This is a genomic window from Mycetocola spongiae, assembly GCF_020424085.1.
In the GTDB taxonomy this organism is placed as follows: Bacteria; Actinomycetota; Actinomycetes; order Actinomycetales; family Microbacteriaceae; genus Mycetocola; species Mycetocola spongiae.
Genome location: NZ_CP080203.1, coordinates 2,197,181 through 2,215,116, shown reverse-complemented (window position 1 = coordinate 2,215,116; position 17,936 = coordinate 2,197,181). Strand labels below are relative to the sequence as shown.

Genomic DNA, 17,936 nt, shown 5'->3' with positions numbered 1-17,936 from the left:
TCATGACCCCGGATGACGCCGGGACTCCCCGGGCCCGGCGCGCTACGATGGGGGCCATGTCTCCCGCACTCTCCCCGTTTACCGTCGCCATCTATACCGGCTCCGCCCCCGGCTCCTCGCCCGTCTTTGCTGAGGCCACGGCCCTGGCCGTGCGGGCAATCATCGCCCGCGGTCTGGGCGTGGTTTATGGCGGTGGCAAGGTGGGCCTGATGGGGGTCGTGGCCGATACCACCCTGGCCGCCGGCGGCCGTGTGACCGGGGTGATGCCGCGCTCGCTTGTGGACGGCGAGATCGCCCATACCGGGCTCACCGAGCTCGAGATCGTCGCGGATATGCACGAGCGTAAGGCCCGCATGGCCGCACTCGCCGGGGCGTTTATCGCGTTCCCGGGCGGCTCGGGCACCCTCGAGGAGCTCTTTGAGGTGTGGACGTGGCAGCAGCTGGGCCTGCACCATAAGCCGGTTGCGCTCTTCAACGTGGACGGCTTCTGGGATCCGCTGCTCGCGGCGATCGACGCCATGGTGTCCACGGGCTTTATCGCGGCGCGCTATCGGGAGGCGCTGATCGTGGATGCCGATATCGAGTCACTCCTGGACCGCGTGGATGCGTGGCAGCCTCCCGCGGCGAAGTGGCCGGCCCCCGCGGCCGATCCGGCCGTGCCCGAAATTTCCTAGGACCCGGCACGGCCGAATTTTGGGGCAATACCGGTGCGACACGGCGGCATCCCGCGCCCGACCGGCCCGCAAATTTTACTCCTGGGAATCTTCCCTACACACTGTCGGGAAAATCGCGATATGCTCAGTAAGGCAACCCTCACTTCCCTAGGAGTTTATCCCGCCCATGAGCGCATTTATCTTCGCCCCCGATGTTGTAGCCGGCGTGCTGCACCACATGAATGACGACCATAACGACGATAATCTGCTTATCGCGCGCGCCTTCGGCGATACCGCGGCCACCGCCTCCGTCATGACCGACCTGGACGGCGACGGCGGGGTGTGGACCATCACGGTTAATACCGAGGCCCGCGAGCTGCGCGTACCGTGGACGGACCCCATCACCGAGCGCCCCGAAATCCGGCGCGAGGTTGTGGTGCTCTACGATCGGGCCTGTGAAATCCTCGGCGTGACCCCGCGCCCGCACGCCTAAACCCTCCCCCAATTTCCCGCAATTCCTTCCGATCCGGAGACATTATGACCACCGAGACGCCGTTCTCCACCCTCGTCCGCGAGCGCACCCGCATGGACCACTCCTCGAGCGAGGGCGCCGATTTTATGACCGACCTCATGCGCGGCCGCGGCACGCGCGAGGACTATGTTGCGCTATCGGCACAGCACTATTTCATCTACGAGGCCCTCGAGGCCGCGGGTGAGGCCCAGCGCGGCGATGCCGTTGCCGGCCCCTTTGTTTTTGACTCGCTGCTGCGCCTGGACGCCCTGCGCGCCGACCTCGAGCACCTGATCGGCGAGAACTGGCGCGAGCAGATCGCGCCGCTGCCCACCACGGTTGAGTATGTTGCCCGCATCAACGAGGTGGGCCCGAGCTGGGCCGGCGGCTTCATCGCCCACCACTACACCCGCTATCTCGGCGACCTCTCGGGCGGCCAGATGATCGCTCGCCTGATGAAGCGTCAGTTTGAGCTCACCGATGCGGGCGTGGAGTTCTACGCCTTCCCCAAGATCGAGGATATCGCCGCGTTTAAGGATGCCTATCGCGAGCTGCTTGACGGCGTGGACTGGACCGAGGAGGAGCGCGAGCGCGTTATCGCCGAGGTAGTCCTGGCCTATAAGTACAACACCGAGCTTTTTGTGGACCTCGGCACCGCCAAGGCGGCCGCCGCGGCCTAGCCCGGCACCCTCAGGACGGCCCCGGAGCGATCCGGGGCCGTTTTAGTTTTCGGCGCGCGGCGTGGGGCGCGCCCCCGCCGCCGGCTCCGGGTTCACGCTCTCCCGGCCGCTCATGAAGCGCGCCACATCGGCATCCACGATCACATCGCTCGGGCGCAGGGGGCGGCTCAGATAGAGGCCGTCGATACTCGTGAGCCGGCTCAGTGCCACATAGGTTTGGCCCGGGCTGAAGGCCCGCGCCCCGAGGTCCACGATGGCCCGGTCATAGGTTTTGCCCTGGGATTTATGGATGGTCACGGCCCAGGCCAGGCGCAGCGGGAACTGCGTAAACTCGGCCACGATCTCGCGCTTAAGCTGCTTGGTGGCGGCCGAATAGCTGTATTTATATTTCTCCCAGACCGCGGGCTCCACCTCGTGCACCTCGCCGTCCACCTCCACATAGACATTGGCGTCGATGCGGGTCACGGTGCCGATGGTGCCGTTTACCCAGCGCTGGCCGTCGGGGCCCGCGGTGTCATTGCGCAGGAACATCACCTGGGCACCCACCTTCAGCTCCAGCTTTTCATCCGCCGGATGTGCGGCCTTGCCAAAATCGCCGTTTACCTCGGCCCGCGCGGTGAGCAGCTTCCCGGGGAGCTTTTTGAGTTCGGCCGCGTTGATCCGGGTCACCGCGTCATTACGCGAGGCGAGCGTGATGATGCTGCCATCATCCGGGATGGGCCGCTCCCCCGCGGCGTTTAGCTTGCCGCCGATCTCGGCGTCCACGGTGCCGTGGCGCACGGCCGTGAGCATGCGCCGGAACTCGCTATCGGCCTGGCGGTGGATCTGCACGAGCTCGATCACGCGCAGCGGGGTCTCCTGCCAGACGCGGGCATCAAAGAACCAGAACGAGCGATACGTATCGTTGATATAGTCGCGTTCCTCGCCGTGCCCGGGCACGGGGGCGAGCTGATAGGGGTCGCCAAAAAGCACCACCTGCACGCCGCCAAAGGGCTCGGATTTACGCGCCCGCGCCTGGCGCAGGCTGCGGTCCATTGCGTCCATGAGGTCGGCATTCACCATCGAGATCTCGTCGATCACGAGCGTATCGATGGTATTCAGGAGCTTTTTTGTCTGGTCGTTTTGTTCGATCTCGGAATCGGCGATGAGCCCGATCGGCAGGCGAAACAGCGAGTGGATGGTCTGGCCACCCACGTTCAGCGCGGCCACGCCCGTGGGTGCCGCGATCACGATCTGCTTTTCGGTATTCCAGGACAGGTGATTCAGCAGCGTGGACTTGCCGGTGCCGGCCCGGCCGGTGACAAAAATATTATCCCGGGTACCCTCGATCAGCTCGAACACGGCCTTCTGTTCGGCACTGAGATCGGGGCGTGAGGGGAGGGACACCGGGGAAACCTTCGTTCTAAATCGACAACCCTCAGGATACCCCGCCGCAACCCAAAATGACGTTCCCGGTTTCACTATTACGCAATCCGTAGTAGTGTGCGATGTGTTGAAGGGAGAATCTATGGATACCACGCAGCTCCTCAAGGGGGTGCTTGACGTCGCAGTCCTCGCGGTGATTCGCGAGGAGGACGGCTATGGCTATGACATCGTGCGCCGCCTGCGCGCCGCCGGCCTCGAGGACGTCGGCGACGCCTCCGTCTACGGCACACTCCGCCGCCTCTACGCCTCCGGGGCGCTCTCCACCTATGTGGTGCCCTCCGAGGGTGGCCCCCACCGCAAGTACTACGGGATCAACCCCCAGGGCCGGGACATGCTCGCCCAGCAGACCATTAGCTGGAATGCCTTTGCGCATACCCTCGGCGCCCTCATTAATGCCACGCCCGCAAACGGAGAAGAATCATGACTCAGCCCATCAGCCTCGATGCCCGCGTGCGGGCCTTCGCCTCGGATGTCCGCTTCCGCCTGGGCGACCTCGGCGAGGAGGAGATCACCGAACTCACCGATGGCCTCGAGGCCGACCTGAGTGAGCGCCTCGCCGATACCGGCGAGCTGGGCGATCCCGCCGCCTATGTTGCCGAGCTGCGCGCCGCCGCGGGCCTGCCCGACCGGGTGGCCGCGCCCGGGGCCCTGCGTGTCATGGTCACGGATCTGCGTGCGAGCTTTAACACGCTCCCGGCGCGGATTCGCGAGAGCCCCACGGGGGCTCGGCTCCTCGACTTCTTTATCTCCCTGCGCCCCGTGTGGTGGGTGCTGCGCGGATCGCTGATCGCCTTCCTGGTGCTGCTGGTGCTCAACCTGCGCGTGGAGAATAATGCTCTTCTCTGGGTGCTGATCGCGGGCTTTATCCTGCTGAGTGTGCAGTGGGGACGCGATCGCTGGCTGCCCTGGGGCTGGCTCCGGGTCGTCCGCGTCCTGGCCAGCATCGTGGCCATCCTGGCTTTCCTCCCGGTCGCGGCCACCACGATGAACCGCCTCACCTATGGCTCCATCGGCGGCCCAAGCATCGACTATATCGATAACGCCGGGCTGCGGCTGGACGGGCAGGATGTCGCGAATATCTTCGCCTATGACTGCAATGGCACCCCGCTGGAGCATGTGCAGCTCTTTGACGGTTATGGCGAGCCGCTGAGCCTGGGAGGCTCCGAATCCGCCTCGGATCGCCTGATCTATACCTCCACCGAGGACGGGGAATCGCTCACGCTGCGCCCCGGCGTCCCGGGTGGCGACACGATGCTCTATAACGTCTATCCGCTGCGCGCCGCGGGCGAGGAGGGGGCCACCACAAGCCCCGGAAATAACACCTCCTCCTATCCCGCGCCCCTGCCCCGCACCACGGTGGCCCCGCTGCCGGGCTGCACGCTCGCGCCGGTGGCGCCCGAGGGCGAGGCCCCCACGGAGCCGAGCCCGGGGGAGACCGCGCCCGAGAACCCCGAACAGCCCACACCCTAATCCGCATCCCAGCTAAGGAGTAACCCGTGCCCACCGATCAGGAGTCTTTCCGCGTCCACCCGCCCCGTCCGGCACCGCCCACACCGCAGGCCAATCCGCGCACCTATTCGGTGGGAATCGATATCGCCCCGTGGCTGGATGCCAGCGCGGCCTCCCCCACCCGGCCACTCGCGCCGGGCGACCACTAAAGAAAACGGCCCGGGGCATCCGCCCCGGGCCGCGTGGGTTTAGGCCCCAGCCTCGCTATCACGCGCGGCAATCTTTGCCAGGCGCTCGTTATAGGCGTTGAGCTCGGAATTGCCCGTGCGCTCCTCGCGCCGATCCTCGCGCTTTTGCCGCTTCACGTCATCGCGGCTCCACTGCACCATGACGGCCACCGCCAGGGCGAGCGTGGGTATCTCCCCCACGCTCCAGGTGATGCCGCCACCCACGCCCTGGTCCACCATCGGGGTATCGCCCCAGGTGCGGCCCATCGCGCCAAACCAGTCGGCCACAAAGAGGCCGGTATTGCTCATGATCGCGAGGCCAAAAAAGGCGTGGAAGGCCATCGTGCTGATCAGCAGGATCAGCCGCATCGGATAGTCCAGGCGGCGCGGGACCGGGTCGATCCCGATGATCGTCTGCACAAAGAGGTAGCCGGTGATCACAAAGTGGATCACCATCCACTCGTGACCGATATGGTCCACCATGCTCCAGCGCAGCAGATCCGTATAGTAGAACGCCCAGAGCGATCCCACAAAGAGCACCGCGGTCACGATCGGGTTGGTGATGATCCCGGCAAACTTCGAGTGAACGGCGGTCAGGATCCACTCCCGGCCCCCGCGCGAGCCATCGGTGCGGCGCGCGATCGCGCGCATCGCGAGGGTCACCGGAGCCCCGGGCACCAGCAGCACGGGCACGGCCATCGTGAGTGCCATATGGCCCAGCATGTGGGTACTAAACAGATAGCGCTGGTAGACGTTGATCCCGCCGTTGGTGATCCAGAACAGCAGCAGCAGCCCGGTCACCCAGGCCACGGTGCGCAGCACGGGCCACTTATCGCCGCGCTTGCGCAGGCGGTACACACCCATCAGATAGAAGAAGATTCCAAACGCGCACAGCAGGAGCCAGATCAGATCGATCTCCCACATCGTGAACAGTCGGTCCGGGCTCAGCGGCGGCGGGAGCGGGTCCCCCGTGAGGATCTCGGCGGGGGTGCGGGTGGGCGAGATATCCTCGACCACCGGGGTCGCGGTGCGCGCGAGGGCCGCGGCCACACCCGAGGCGATACCCATGAACCCCAGCTCGGCCACGACGATCCACCAGAACGTGGAATTGGCGCCCTTCTTCGCGAGCCGGCCGATCATGGCGAGGCGGTAATAGGCCCCAAATACGCCCAGGGCCAGCAGCACGGCCACCTTGGCGAGAACCAGCACACCATAGGGCGTGGCCAACTCGGCGAGGGAACCCAGGCGCAGCGCGGCGCTGGCATAACCGGAGATCGCCACCACGATAAACGCGATCAGCGCGATCGTGGAATAGCGCCGCAGCACCGTGACCAGGCGTCCAGCCTCCAGCTGCGGGCGCAGGATCACGAGGGCCACGAGGCCGCCCAGCCAGACGGCGGCAAAAAGAATGTGCAGGCCCAGCGAGGTCACGGCCTGGCCGTGGCTCGCGGCACCCGCCGCGTGCCCCTGCTGCGCCATGGGCAGCAGCGAGAGGGCCGCGAGGACCGTGACAAAGAACAGGGCGGTCTGGCCGCGCACGGCAAAGCACAGCACCGTCACGGCGGCCGCGATCAGCGTGGTGTACATCCACGCCTGCCCCACCTCGATCGTGGTGAAGAAGGCCCCGATCTTGGAGCCAAACGCATCGGTGAGTTCAAACGGGGTCTGGGTCACGTTGAGGAACGTAAACAGCCCGGTGGCCGCGGAGGCCACGGTGAGGACGGCGGCCGAGGCGGAGGCGATATCCACCGCGAGGGCAAACTCGCGCCGCTTGGGGCTCAGCACAAAGAGCGCAAGCGTGAGGGAGCCGATGGCCCCGGCCGCGGAGATATTTACGAGCAGCTTGGCAAGCGGCAGGCCCAGCAGAACCACAACTCCCGGATCGGAGAGAACCTGCGGCTGCGCACCCCCACCGATGGCGAGGGCGATAAGTGCGGACAGCAACGCAAGCAACAGGAGGGCTGCGGGACCGATGATGCGGGTTAGACGTGACACCTCCCTAGACTACGCGAGTGCGGCAGTCCCGGGGCACCGGCGGCGGCGACCCACACCCCGGAGACACAAAAGGGATGACCGCCGAAGCGGGCATCCCTCTTGAGTGTGCTGGTGCGAAGACTACTTGGCGGCAGCCTTGAGCTTCGAACCGGCGGAAACCTTTACCGAGTGACCGGCCGGGATCTGGATCTCGGCGCCGGTCTGCGGGTTACGACCGGTGCGAGCGGCACGTGCGGTGCGCTCCACTGCGAGCCAGCCGGGAATGGTTACCTTGACGTCGCTGGCAACCGACTCGGCCAGAACGTTGAACAGAGCGTCGAGCACGCCGCCGACGGCAGCCTGGCTCTGGCCGGACTCGGAAGCGATCTTCGCAACGAGCTCGGTCTTGTTAAGAGTCTTATCAGCCATGAGTGTCCTCCTCGGACTTTCTTGCAGTCTGTAACTGGTACTTTCCACGAGCTCGCCTGAGTTCGTAGCTGGTCCACCGGACCGCCTTGAATGTACCAGAGATCCGCATGATTTCGCGGATATTCGACATAAAACGGCATTATTTGCCCGCGTGTCGCGGCAATATTTCCCCCGCCGCGTAAATTTTCCGAGCCGCCATCGTGCCGCTCGGGGGCTCCGCGCCACCCCGCGCCCGGACGGGCAAAAATCCGCGTGTTTTCGGGGTTTTTGCCGCCGATAGTGCGCCGCCGCGGCGCAAATTCTGGCCGCGCGGAGGGGGATTTGGGGGCCGGGATCGGGGCATCAAGCGGCCACGGAGGCGATTTCCCGTGTAAACGCCCGGAAAATCGCGCTTTTCCCGGCGTGTTGTGCGTTTCGGGTGCGGCGGCAACACAAAGGGGCGCCCACCGAAGTGGACGCCCCTTGGAGTAGTTAAACCGTTACCAGCTCGACTTGGTGATACCGGGCAGCTCGCCCTTATGTGCCATGTCGCGGAAGCGAACACGGGAAACACCGAACTTGGTGAGGATACCGCGGGGGCGTCCGTCTACGGCGTCGCGGTTGCGCACGCGCACCGGCGAGGCGTTGCGGGGCAGCTTCTGCAGGCCGAGGCGAGCGGCTTCGCGCTGCTCATCGGTCGACGTGGGGCTAACCAGGGCCTTCTTGAGTTCGAGACGCTTTTCGGCGTAACGCTCAACGATGACCTTGCGCTGGTTGTTCTTAGCGATCATGCTCTTCTTAGCCATGGTTTAGCGCTCCTCTCGGAATTCAACGTGCTTGCGCACTACGGGGTCGTACTTCTTGAGGACAAGACGGTCGGGGTTATTCCGACGGTTCTTGCGGGTTACGTAGGTGTAACCGGTGCCCGCGGTGGAACGGAGCTTGATGATCGGACGTACGTCCTGGTGCTTAGCCATGATTAAATCTTCCCTCCACGAGCCAGAATGTCCTTGACTACCGACTCGATACCGCGGGCATCAATTACCTTGATTCCCTTGGCGCTGAGGGTAAGAGTGACCTTACGACGAAGCGACGGCACGAAGTACGTCTTCTTCTGTACGTTGGGGTCGAAGCGACGCTTGGTGCGTCGGTGCGAGTGTGAAATGTTGTGTCCGAAGCCGGGTACGGCGCCGGTCACCTGGCACACTGAAGCCATAGTGATTCTCCTTGAATACCGCGAAACATGAGTTTCGCCCAAGATCTCTTGTCGGCACAGATTGACCCAGATTTATCAAAAATTTGGGGTGCTGTGCGATCCGAACGGGGGAGTCCGTCCAGCCAAGGTTCTATTCTAGGCGAGGATCGGCCCGCGAGCAAACCGAGGGGCGGCACAGACGGCGATGCCCCGCCCCGGAACGGCGGGGCGGGGCAACGGCCGGCGTGCGCTAGGACCCGAGAGCCGCGAAGCGGGTGACCGCGAGGGTAAAGAGCTCGCGCCCGAGGGCAAGATCGCCGTCGAGATGCAGCCGATAGCGAATACCCGAGAGGGTGTCGATATACAGCGCCGCCTCGACCCGCGCGCGGTCGGCGTCTACGCCGTGGGCCCGCAGCCAGGCCTCCGCGCCGTTAAGCCAGTTGTGGTGGACCTCAAGCAGGACCCCACCCTCGGGCTCGCGCAGGGTCTCGGTGACGCCGGCCTCGAAGGACAGCCGACTCGTGAGCAGCCCCCGGCGGGAGACGCTGTCGTCCCACATCTGGGTGACCACGGCGATATACGACTCGGGGTCCAGCCCCTCCGGGTCAAAATTCGCGAGGGCCGAGGCCTGGCGCTCGCGCACCACGCCGATGATCTCGCGATCCAGCTGCTCTCGATTTCCAAAATGATAAACAAGCGCAAACGTGCTAACCCCTAGCGCGTCGGCAAGCGCCCGGAACGACGCCTGTGCGAGCGGTACGCCCACCAGATACTCCATGATCTGATCCAGCAGCTCGCCCTTGCGCTCCGGATTTCCCGATCTTGCCATATTCCCCCCTTGATCCTTCTTTACTGTCGGCGGCTAAAACTGCGCCGCCCCGTGGCAACCGGTACCACCGACTAACATTCTAAGAACAGATGTTCTGGAAACTGGCTGGGAGTTGACTTCCGCATGCAGCCTTCTCCAGAAAATAACTGTTATTCTCTCCGTTATTGATAACGGAAGGAGAGTGACCATGGGCCGTCCGCCTAATCCCAATCGTAAGCCCGAACTAATGGGCCAGATTCTGCAACACGTGGCCACAGCTTCGCTTGCCCAGATGACTTTCCGCAGCCTCGCGTCGGCACTCGGGGTGAGCACCTATGTCCTGGTTTACCACTTCGGATCCCGCCAACAGCTCATCGACGCAATCCTTGACGAGTCCGTTCAGATGCGCCGCCAGGCGCTCCAAGGACACGATATCGCAAGCTTCGATCGCGCAACAATGGCCGCGTGGATGCGCGAGTCTTTCCGGGTTTCGCTCGAGCCACGGCATGCCGCGGGTATCCGGTTACAGTTCGAGGCGGGGGCACTGGAACGCATCGATCCGGACATCGGTCAGCGCATCACCGAGTCGCACCGGGTATGGACCGAATTATTCGAGCTCTGGCTCACCCGACAGGGCCTGGAGGCCTCCCGGGTGCCGGCCACCTCGCGGCTCATGACGGACACGCTTTTTGGCACCCAGTTTGGGTATCTGATGCATAACGATCTCGACCGAACCCTCGAGTCTTTTGAGCTTGCGCTCGACCTTTTGATGGGTCAATTGGATACGCCACGGGTACGGGCGTTTTCGGCCTAGGCCTTCGCGGCGGAGGCGCTTTCGGCACTGCAGGAGGCGCATAGGCCAAAAATATCGACCACATGGCGCGCCTCGGTGAACCCGTGTTCGGTGGCAACCCGCTTCGCCCAGACCTCCACCTCGGCCGCCTCGATCTCGGCCGTGAGGCCACAATTGCGACAGATCAGGTGGTGGTGGTGCTCGGTGGACTCACACGAGCGATAGAGCGATTCACCCTCGGGCGATTGCAGGGAGTCGGCCTCACCCTCGGAGCTCAGATCGGCGAGGGCGCGATAGACCGTGGCCAGGCCGATGGGGGACCCGGTTTGGTGCAGCGTGGTGTGCAGAGCCTGGGCGCTAATAAAGCCCTCCGTGTGCTCAAGCGCCTCACGAACTGCCTCGCGCTGCCAGGTATTACGCCGAATAGCCATGTCACTGCCTTTGGTCGGTGACGATCAGTGTGCGGACGCCGGCACCCTCGTTCGGAAGGTGCGGGCCCGCGACCGCCTGGCCCCCCAGGCCCAACAGCCCAGGTAGATCGCAAACGAGATCGTGGTGATGTACGGGCTGATCGGAAGCGATCCACCCAGTGCCAGCAGGATACCGCCCACGGCTGCAATAAAGCCAAATAACATGCTCAGGAGCGGAACCCAGAGGGGCGAGGAGGACACCCGCATCGCCGCGGCGGCGGGGGTCACGAGCAGCGCCATAACCAGCAGGGCGCCGATGATCTGCACGGAAACGGCCACGATCAGCCCCAGCAGGACCATAAAGGCCAGCGCGATAAACCGGGTGGGAACGCCGCGGGCGGCGGCCACATCGGCATCGAGGCTATCGAAGCTCAGCGGGCGCCACATAATCAGCAGCAGCACCAGTACCAGTGCGCTGATGCCGATCAGCCATACCAGCTGCGGGTCGTCCACCGAGATGATCTGGCCGGTGAGGAGCCCAAATTTATTGGCGCTACGCCCGGGATAGAGCGCCAGGAACAGGATGCCCAGGCCCAGCCCAAAGGGCATCAGCACGCCGATGATCGAGTTGCGGTCCCGCGCCCGGGCCCCCAGGACCCCGATCAGGATTGCGGCTATCAGGGAGCCCATAAGCGAGCCCACAACAACATTGGCCCCAAACAGCAGCGCCGCGGAGGCCCCCGCGAAGGAGAGCTCGCTGATCCCGTGCACCGCGAAGGCCATATCGCGCTGCATCACAAACACGCCGATCAGGCCGCCCACGATGCCCAGCACGGCGCCCGCGATCAGCGAGTTCTGGACCAGGCCCAGCAGCTCGCCATAATTTTCAAAACCAAACATGCGCGACCATAGGTCATCGCTCGCGAGGCGCAAGTGCGCCCCGGTGATCAGGGAGTTCATGCGTGTATATCCGCTCCGGGAGTGGCCGCGGGATGCGGGTGGGGATGTTCGTGGGAGTCCGGGATACCCATGACCACTACGCGGCCGCGGGAACGGAAAACCTCCACCGGGGTGCCATAAAGCTCGCTCAGGACATCGGTGCGCAGCACCTCGTCCGGGGTGCCCTCGCGGAAGCGTCCCCCCGCCAAATAGAGGATGCGATCCACCATGCCCAGCACGGGGTTCACATCGTGGGTGACAAAAACCACGGGGGTGCCGTGCGAGAGGCGGCGGCCGTTTATCAGCTCGGAGACCTCGCGCTGATGGTTCAGGTCCAGGCTCAGCAGCGGCTCATCGCAGAGGAGCAGGTGCGGGTCACCGGCGAGGGCCTGGCCCACGCGCAGGCGCTGCTGCTCCCCGCCGGAGAGGGTGCCCACGGGCGCGTCGGCAAACTCGGTGGCGCCCACGGCCTCCAGCAGCTCGTCCACGCGCTCACGCTCGGCCCGGCGCGTGATCGGCAGGCCAAAACGATGGCCGTTCACGCCGAGGGAGACCAGGTCGCGGGCGCGCATCGGGGTGCCCGCGGGAATCATTTTTTGCTGCGGGATATAGCCGATGCGGCGATCCCCGCGGTGCACGGGATGGCCGTCAAAGCTCATGCTGCCGTGATCCAGGGACTGCTGGCCCAGGATGGTCTTCAGCAGGCTGGACTTGCCCGAACCATTGGGCCCCAGCACGGCCAGAAACTCCCCCTCGCAAACATCGAGGGAGAGTCCCGACCACAGGGTGCGATCGCCAAAACCGAGTTCGGCATCGCGCAGACTCAGCACCGGCGGCCCGCTGGTAGCGTGCGCGTGAGGGTTCACGGGCGCGGCCATCGGTGCGTCGCTCACTTGCCGAGTGCCTTTGAGATGTTGTCGAGGTTCTCCTGCATCCAGCTCACATAATCCTTATTCTCGGGGAGGGTCTCGGTGAAGTTCACGATCGGGACACCCTCGGTTTCGGCGGCGGAACGAACCTTCTCGGTCTCGGAACCACTCGTCTGTTCATTGTAGGCGAGCAGGGCAAGCGAGCCGTCGCCCATGATCGACAGCGTTTCGGCCATCGTGGCGGGGGATACGTCGGTGCCCTCCTCGATGGCCTCGCTGAAGGCCTCGGGGGTTACGTTCTTAAGGCCCACGGCCTCCAGCAGATACAGCGGCACAGGCTCGGTGATCGCGGCGTTTTTGCCCGCGGTCTGGGCGTGCAGCGCGTCGGCCTCGGCCAGGAGCGCGTCGATCTTGGCGTTAAAGTCCTCGTAGTTTTTGTGGAAGTCCGCGGCGAACTCGGGGCGCAGATCGCCCAGCTCATGCGCGAGGTCATGGGAGACGGCCTTCATACCCTCGAGGCTGTACCAGACGTGCTCATTAAAGCCCTCGATATGATCGTGGCCCTCGTGACCCTCCTCCTCGGCGGCGTGATCATGCGCGTCCTCGGTGGCGGGCTCCTCGGAGGAGTGCTCATGGGAATCCTCGGCGGAGTGATCGTGTGCCTCGTGGCCCGGCATCAGGCCGGAGGCCTCGGAGGCGTTCAGCACCACGGGCGCCTCGCCCTTGGCGGCGCTGAGCAGGGAGTCGATGAAGCTATCGTAGCCACCGCCGTTTTTGATCACGAGGTCGGCCTTGGAAATAGCCAGGGTGTCCTGCGCGTTGGCCTCATAGCTATGCGGGTCCTGCGCGGCGGAGGTCACCAGGCTGGTCACCTGGCCGTGCCCGCCGGCGACGGCCTCGGCAATCGATCCATAAACATTGGTGGACGCCACGATGGACACGGTATCGGCGGCGGGGGAACCCGAGGCTCCGGGCGCGGCGGTGGTCGAGCAACCGCTCAAGACCAGGGCCAGGGCCGGGACGGCCAGCAGGGAAAATCGAAGGGATTTTTTCATAACCCCCACACTAACAGTAATGATAACCATTCTCAATTTGGGTGGTGGGTATGACTACAGGCCGTTTGGAGGCCGGTATACGCGCCGGCGGCGGGGCCAGATAACCCCGCCGCCGGGCGCCCGCCCCGCTATTGCGCGAGCGTCGCCACATACTCCGGGTTCTGATCCATCCACTCGCGCACCAGCTCCGAGAGGTCTCCCTTGCGGTCGTTAAACATCGCGTTTTCGAGCGAGTTGAGGGTGTCGCCATCCATCCTAAACTCCGAAATCCAGCGGTGCAGCGTGGGAAAACGCGTGCCAAACTCCCCGCTGGCCACCGCGTGGACCCCCTCGGTTTCCCCCAGCGAACCCTTCGGATCGGGCAGGTCCTTCAGCTCAAAGGCGTCATAGGCCCAGTGCGGGTGCCACATCGTGACCGCGATATTTTCGCCCTTGCCCAGCGCGGTCTTGAGCTCCGCGAGCATCGCCGGGGTGGAACTCGTGGCGAGCGTAATATCGGTCAGCCCATAATCGGGAATAAGCCGCTCCTGCACCGCCTTCATATAGCTCGCCCCGGACTCGATCCCCATAATGCGGTTACCAAATTCGCCCGCGTGCTCCTGCAATTCCTCGAGCGTATTAATCGGCGCATCGGCATTCACCGCAATCGTGAGCCTGCCATCCGGGAACCACGCCCCCAGATCCTCCACATCCGCACCGTATTTTTTGAGATATTCGCCGTGCATCACCGGCAGCCAGGAGTCGAGCACAAAATCATAATCATTGGCCGCCAGGCCCGCAAAAACCGGGGCCACATCGGCGTATTTCAGGGTGACGTCATAGCCGCGCTCGGTGAGGACCGCCCGCCATAGCTCGGATGCGGCGATGCCCTCATCCCAGCCGTTAAATACCGCGAGCGTGACCTTTTTTTCGTCGCCGTTGGCAAGCTTCTCCGCGGCCGGTGCCGAGCAGCCGCCGAGCATCAGCAGCGCCGCCGTCGCGGCCGCCGCGAGCGATATTTTTTGTCCAAACCTCATTGTTTTTCCTCTCATCGGGCCCGGAAAGCCCGGGCAAAACCACAACCGGCGGCCGGGCGCCCCGGAGCGAGTGCTCGGCGGGATGCCTGGCCGCCGGAAAGCGGTGCGGGGTGCTACTTGGTCAGCGAGTCAACGTAGTCCTGGTTCTCGGAGATCCACTTCTTCACCACGGGGGTATAGTCGTCGATCTTGCCCGAGTTGAACATGGCGTTCTCAAGCGAGTTCAGCTGATCGCTGGACATCGTGAAGTTCTTAATCCAGCCGGCCGCCTCGGGGAAGCGGTTCTCAAACTCCTTGGTCCCCACCGAGTGCACGCTCTCGGCAACGCCGAGGGTGTTCTTGGGGTCCTTCAGGTCCTTGATATCAAACGCGTCATAGGCCCAGTGCGGGCGCCACAGCGTGACCACGATATTTTCGTTTTTATCCAGCGCGGTCTTCAGTTCGGAGAGCATCCCGGGGGTGGAGCTGGTGGTCAGGGTGAATTTTTCGTCGAGCTTATACTCGGGAATCGTATTGTCCTTGACCTGGGTGGTCAGCCCGGCGCCGGGCTCGATCCCGATGATCTTGCCGTTAAAGGTATCGGCATTGGCAAGCAGCTCATCGATCGAATCGATCGGGGCATCGGCGTTGACCGCGAGCGTGAGCTTGGCCTCGTCGTACCAGGCCCCGAGGTCCACGACCTTATCCTTATTTTTTTCCATATAGGTTTTATGGGTCGTGGGCAGCCAGGTATCCAGCACCACGTCATAATCGCCATCGGAGAGGCCCTGGTAAATGGGGGCCACATCGGCGGGGGAGAGCTTCACGTCGTAGCCCTTCTCCGTGAGGATTTCCTTCCACAGCTCGGACGCGGCCACGCCCTCATCCCAGCCGTTAAAGACCGCGATATTCATGGCCTTCTCGTCGCCGTTATCGTGCTTCACGGCCTCGGCCTGGGAGCTACATCCGGTGATGGCCAGCAGGCCCGCGAGGGCCACTCCGGCCCCGGCAATTTTTAACTTCGTGTTCATGATGTTTCCTTTCCTGCGCGGTCACGCGGACCGCGAGTTGGGGTTATTTCAGAGAGAACGGTATTTAGGCGGCGGGCTCGGGCTTCGAGCGCTTACGCCGCGGCTTGGACAGCGCGGCCGTGATCCGGTCGAGGTAGATCGCGAGGATCACCACACCCAGTCCGGCCTCCACGCCCAGGCCCACATCCAGTTGCATCAGGCCGGCCACGACGTCCTTACCCAGGCCGTCGGCGCCCACCATTCCGGCGATAACCACCATCGACAGCGAGAGCATGATGACCTGGTTGACACCGGCCATGATCGTGGGCAGGGCCAGAGGGAGCTGAATCTGGCGCAGGATGCGCCCGGGGGAGGCACCAAAGGCCTGCCCGGCCTCCACAACCTCGCTGTCCACGCCGCGGATACCCAGCTCGGTAAAGCGCACACCGGGGGCCATCGCAAATAGGATGGTGGCCACGATTCCGGGCACCACTCCCACCCGGAACAGCACCAGCGCGGGGATCAGATAGACAAACGCGGGCATGGTCTGCAGGAAATCCAGGATCGGGCGGATGATGCCCGAGGCCAGATTGGAGCGGGCCGCCAGAATACCCAGCGGCACGCTGATGAGGATCGCGATAAAGCTCGCGACCAGGACCAGCGCGAGGGTATGCATGGCGTTATCCCACTGCGCCATCAGGAAGATCAGGGTGAGCCCCACCAGGGTGCCCACGCCAAAGACCCAGCCGCGCACCCACCAGCCGAGGCCGGCCAGGATAAGGATGACGATCCAGAACGGGGGAGCGGAGAAGATAAAGTCGACGCCCTCGTACATGCCGAGGAAGACCGAGCGGATCACGTCAAAGAGGCCCGAGAAGGCCCCCGTGATGAATTCCACAAAATCCTCGGCCCATTCGCCGAGGGGAATCCGGGGATTGGCCAGGAAGTCGTCCCAGGCATTCAGGCGCAGGGTGGCGGCGATCATGAGGCGCTCCCCTCGGTAGTGGCGGCGGCCCGCGTGGCATCGTCCTCGCCGAGCTTCTCGGAGGCCGAGCGCAGGGTCGCGGTGATGACATCCACGGGAACCGTGGGGGCGGGCTCGATGACGGCGTTCTCGCCCGTGGTGGTGGCCGGAACATTGGCCATTGCCGCGAGCAGCGTGACCCGGGGGACCACACCGATCAGGCGCACCTTATCGTCTACCACGGCCACCGGAAGCGAGCTCTCGGCGGAGAGCTCAAAGAGCTCGGTGAGGTGAACATCGCCCGCCACGGTCGCGGCGTCATTCCGCACCACTAGCGAGAGGTCGGTGATACCGGCGCGCACCTGTTGCAGCACATCGCGATCGCGGGCCACACCCAGCAGGCGGCGGCCCGGGCCGATCACAAATACCGCGGAGGTCTGCTTATCGCGCATGATGCGCAGCGCGGCGCGCGGCCCGGCGGAGACCTGGACCACCGCATGCGGTGCCTCCATGACCCCCGCGGCGGTGAGCACGCGGGCGCGGTCCACATCCTGCACAAACTGGGCCACATAATCGGTGGCCGGATCGGTGAGGATATCGTCGGGCGTGCCCACCTGCACGATGCGGCCATCGCGCATCACGGCGATGCGATCGCCGAGGAACATGGCCTCGTTGAGGTCGTGGGTGATGAAGATGATGGTTTTGCCCAGCTCGCGCTGGAGGTCTACCAGCTGCTCCTGCATCTCGCGCCGGATCAGCGGGTCGAGCGCGGAGAACGCCTCGTCCATGAGCAAAATATCGGTATCGGCGGCGAGGGCGCGGGCGAGGCCCACGCGCTGCTGCATGCCTCCGGAGAGCTCATGCGGGAACTTATCCTCCCACCCGGATAGGCCCACGCGGCCCACCACGTCCAGCGCGCGGGCGCGGCGCTCGGCAAGCGGCATTCCCTGGATCTCCAGGGCATAGGCGGCGTTGTCCAGTACGGTGCGGTGCGGAAGCAGGGCAAAGTGCTGGAAGACCATGGACACGGATTTGCGGCGCACGGCGCGCAGCTCGGCCGCCGGGATCCCGGCGATCTCGTGTCCCTGGATCCGGACCGAACCCGAGGTGGGCTCAAGCAGCCCGTTGAGCATACGAATGAGGGTGGATTTTCCGGAACCTGACAGCCCCATCACCACAAAGATTTCTCCCTGCGCCACGGTGAATGACGCATCGATGACCGCGGCGGTGCCCAGCCCGGCGATTTCCTCGCGGCTGGCACCGGACTGGAGGCGCTTCAGCGCCTCCTTCGATTTTCGGCCAAAAATTTTATAGAGGCTTTTTGCCTCGACGGCGAAAGTGTCTGACACAGATTTCCCTGGCCGTTGACGAGCGAACATTAATGTCGTCAACGACACTTGCTGTTTGCGTCCGGGTACGAGGCATCCGGTGCGGCTTCCCCCCAATCAAGCCCCGCCGCGTCCCCTCAGAAAGGGGCCGCGACCGGGCGAATCGGTGCCACACCCGGCTCGATCATGGGGATCGCAGCCGATGCAACGGACCATACGGTCGAGCGGTCTCGTCCGAGGAAA

Annotated in this window: 22 protein-coding genes; 7 read left to right on the top strand and 15 right to left on the bottom strand. The window is 64.3% G+C overall.

What is annotated here, in order from left to right; all coding sequences use genetic code 11:
* The first annotated feature begins 56 nt into the window (after positions 1-56).
* From KXZ72_RS10090 to KXZ72_RS10080, 3 genes are all read left to right on the top strand, one after another.
* Positions 57-674 (top strand): LOG family protein, encoded by a 618-nt coding sequence (locus KXZ72_RS10090; RefSeq protein ID WP_226080766.1) that lies wholly within the window; start codon positions 57-59, stop codon positions 672-674.
* A 166-nt stretch (positions 675-840) separates the two neighbouring features.
* Positions 841-1,146, top strand: a complete 306-nt coding sequence (locus KXZ72_RS10085) for a DUF2470 domain-containing protein (protein ID WP_226080765.1) — start codon at positions 841-843, stop codon at positions 1,144-1,146.
* A 44-nt stretch (positions 1,147-1,190) separates the two neighbouring features.
* Positions 1,191-1,844 carry a biliverdin-producing heme oxygenase gene (locus tag KXZ72_RS10080; protein ID WP_226080764.1) on the top strand — a complete coding sequence of 218 codons (654 nt, stop codon included), beginning with the start codon at positions 1,191-1,193 and terminating at the stop codon, positions 1,842-1,844.
* Between the two features lie 42 nt (positions 1,845-1,886).
* Here the strand turns inward: KXZ72_RS10080 and KXZ72_RS10075 are convergent, their stop codons facing one another.
* Positions 1,887-3,230 carry an ATP-dependent DNA helicase gene (locus KXZ72_RS10075; RefSeq protein ID WP_226080763.1) on the bottom strand — a complete coding sequence of 448 codons (1,344 nt, stop codon included), beginning with the start codon at positions 3,228-3,230 and terminating at the stop codon, positions 1,887-1,889.
* Between the two features lie 121 nt (positions 3,231-3,351).
* Here KXZ72_RS10075 and KXZ72_RS10070 point away from each other — a divergent pair, with 121 nt between their 5' ends.
* From KXZ72_RS10070 to KXZ72_RS10060, 3 genes are read left to right on the top strand one after another with little or no spacing between them, the layout of a single operon-like run.
* A complete protein-coding gene (locus KXZ72_RS10070; RefSeq protein WP_226080762.1) occupies positions 3,352-3,693 on the top strand; it encodes a PadR family transcriptional regulator in 342 nt (113 codons plus the stop codon).
* Positions 3,690-4,739 (top strand): hypothetical protein, encoded by a 1,050-nt coding sequence (locus tag KXZ72_RS10065; protein WP_226080761.1) that lies wholly within the window; start codon positions 3,690-3,692, stop codon positions 4,737-4,739. The genes KXZ72_RS10070 and KXZ72_RS10065 overlap by 4 nt, the downstream gene beginning before the upstream one ends.
* Positions 4,740-4,765: 26 nt before the next feature.
* Positions 4,766-4,927, top strand: a complete 162-nt coding sequence (locus tag KXZ72_RS10060; RefSeq protein WP_226080760.1) for a hypothetical protein — start codon at positions 4,766-4,768, stop codon at positions 4,925-4,927.
* 39 nt (positions 4,928-4,966) lie between these two features.
* Here the strand turns inward: KXZ72_RS10060 and KXZ72_RS10055 are convergent, their stop codons facing one another.
* From KXZ72_RS10055 to KXZ72_RS10030, 6 genes are all read right to left on the bottom strand, one after another.
* Positions 4,967-6,940, bottom strand: coding sequence for a cytochrome c oxidase assembly protein (locus tag KXZ72_RS10055; protein ID WP_226080759.1), 1,974 nt, complete (start codon positions 6,938-6,940; stop codon positions 4,967-4,969).
* A gap of 120 nt (positions 6,941-7,060) precedes the next feature.
* On the bottom strand, positions 7,061-7,348 hold the full coding sequence (locus tag KXZ72_RS10050; RefSeq protein WP_226080757.1) for an HU family DNA-binding protein: 288 nt from the start codon (positions 7,346-7,348) through the stop codon (positions 7,061-7,063).
* 479 nt (positions 7,349-7,827) lie between these two features.
* Positions 7,828-8,133, bottom strand: coding sequence for a 30S ribosomal protein S14 (gene rpsN / locus KXZ72_RS10045; protein WP_226080755.1), 306 nt, complete (start codon positions 8,131-8,133; stop codon positions 7,828-7,830).
* 3 nt (positions 8,134-8,136) lie between these two features.
* Complete coding sequence (gene rpmG / locus KXZ72_RS10040) at positions 8,137-8,304, bottom strand: 50S ribosomal protein L33 (protein WP_226080753.1); 168 nt, start codon at positions 8,302-8,304, stop codon at positions 8,137-8,139.
* Between the two features lie 2 nt (positions 8,305-8,306).
* Positions 8,307-8,543 carry a 50S ribosomal protein L28 gene (gene rpmB, locus KXZ72_RS10035; RefSeq protein WP_226080751.1) on the bottom strand — a complete coding sequence of 79 codons (237 nt, stop codon included), beginning with the start codon at positions 8,541-8,543 and terminating at the stop codon, positions 8,307-8,309.
* A 229-nt stretch (positions 8,544-8,772) separates the two neighbouring features.
* The gene (locus KXZ72_RS10030; protein ID WP_226080749.1) at positions 8,773-9,351 is read right to left on the bottom strand and encodes a TetR/AcrR family transcriptional regulator; all 579 of its coding nucleotides are present in this window, start codon (positions 9,349-9,351) and stop codon (positions 8,773-8,775) included.
* A gap of 271 nt (positions 9,352-9,622) precedes the next feature.
* Here KXZ72_RS10030 and KXZ72_RS10025 point away from each other — a divergent pair, with 271 nt between their 5' ends.
* Positions 9,623-10,144, top strand: coding sequence for a TetR/AcrR family transcriptional regulator (locus KXZ72_RS10025; protein WP_226080745.1), 522 nt, complete (start codon positions 9,623-9,625; stop codon positions 10,142-10,144).
* On the opposite strand, the gene KXZ72_RS10020 is transcribed toward KXZ72_RS10025, so the two are convergent.
* The 8 genes from KXZ72_RS10020 to KXZ72_RS09985 form a co-directional block, all read right to left on the bottom strand.
* Positions 10,141-10,554, bottom strand: a complete 414-nt coding sequence (locus KXZ72_RS10020; protein WP_226080743.1) for a Fur family transcriptional regulator — start codon at positions 10,552-10,554, stop codon at positions 10,141-10,143. The two genes, KXZ72_RS10025 and KXZ72_RS10020, sit on opposite strands and share 4 nt — an antisense overlap.
* A 24-nt stretch (positions 10,555-10,578) precedes the next feature.
* Positions 10,579-11,433: a metal ABC transporter permease gene (locus KXZ72_RS10015; protein ID WP_226083502.1), complete on the bottom strand. Its 855-nt coding sequence runs from the start codon at positions 11,431-11,433 to the stop codon at positions 10,579-10,581.
* A gap of 56 nt (positions 11,434-11,489) precedes the next feature.
* Positions 11,490-12,350, bottom strand: coding sequence for a metal ABC transporter ATP-binding protein (locus KXZ72_RS10010; RefSeq protein ID WP_226083501.1), 861 nt, complete (start codon positions 12,348-12,350; stop codon positions 11,490-11,492).
* Between the two features lie 11 nt (positions 12,351-12,361).
* Positions 12,362-13,396, bottom strand: coding sequence for a metal ABC transporter solute-binding protein, Zn/Mn family (locus KXZ72_RS10005; protein ID WP_226080741.1), 1,035 nt, complete (start codon positions 13,394-13,396; stop codon positions 12,362-12,364).
* Positions 13,397-13,524: 128 nt separating this feature from the next.
* Positions 13,525-14,412: a glycine betaine ABC transporter substrate-binding protein gene (locus KXZ72_RS10000; RefSeq protein WP_226080740.1), complete on the bottom strand. Its 888-nt coding sequence runs from the start codon at positions 14,410-14,412 to the stop codon at positions 13,525-13,527.
* A gap of 113 nt (positions 14,413-14,525) precedes the next feature.
* The gene (locus KXZ72_RS09995; protein ID WP_226080739.1) at positions 14,526-15,422 is read right to left on the bottom strand and encodes a glycine betaine ABC transporter substrate-binding protein; all 897 of its coding nucleotides are present in this window, start codon (positions 15,420-15,422) and stop codon (positions 14,526-14,528) included.
* Between the two features lie 64 nt (positions 15,423-15,486).
* Entirely contained in the window at positions 15,487-16,386 is a 900-nt protein-coding gene (locus KXZ72_RS09990) for an ABC transporter permease (RefSeq protein WP_226080733.1), read from the bottom strand.
* Positions 16,383-17,744 (bottom strand): quaternary amine ABC transporter ATP-binding protein, encoded by a 1,362-nt coding sequence (locus KXZ72_RS09985; RefSeq protein ID WP_226080732.1) that lies wholly within the window; start codon positions 17,742-17,744, stop codon positions 16,383-16,385. Before KXZ72_RS09985 ends, KXZ72_RS09990 begins: the two co-directional genes overlap by 4 nt.
* Between the last annotated feature and the right edge of the window lie 192 nt (positions 17,745-17,936).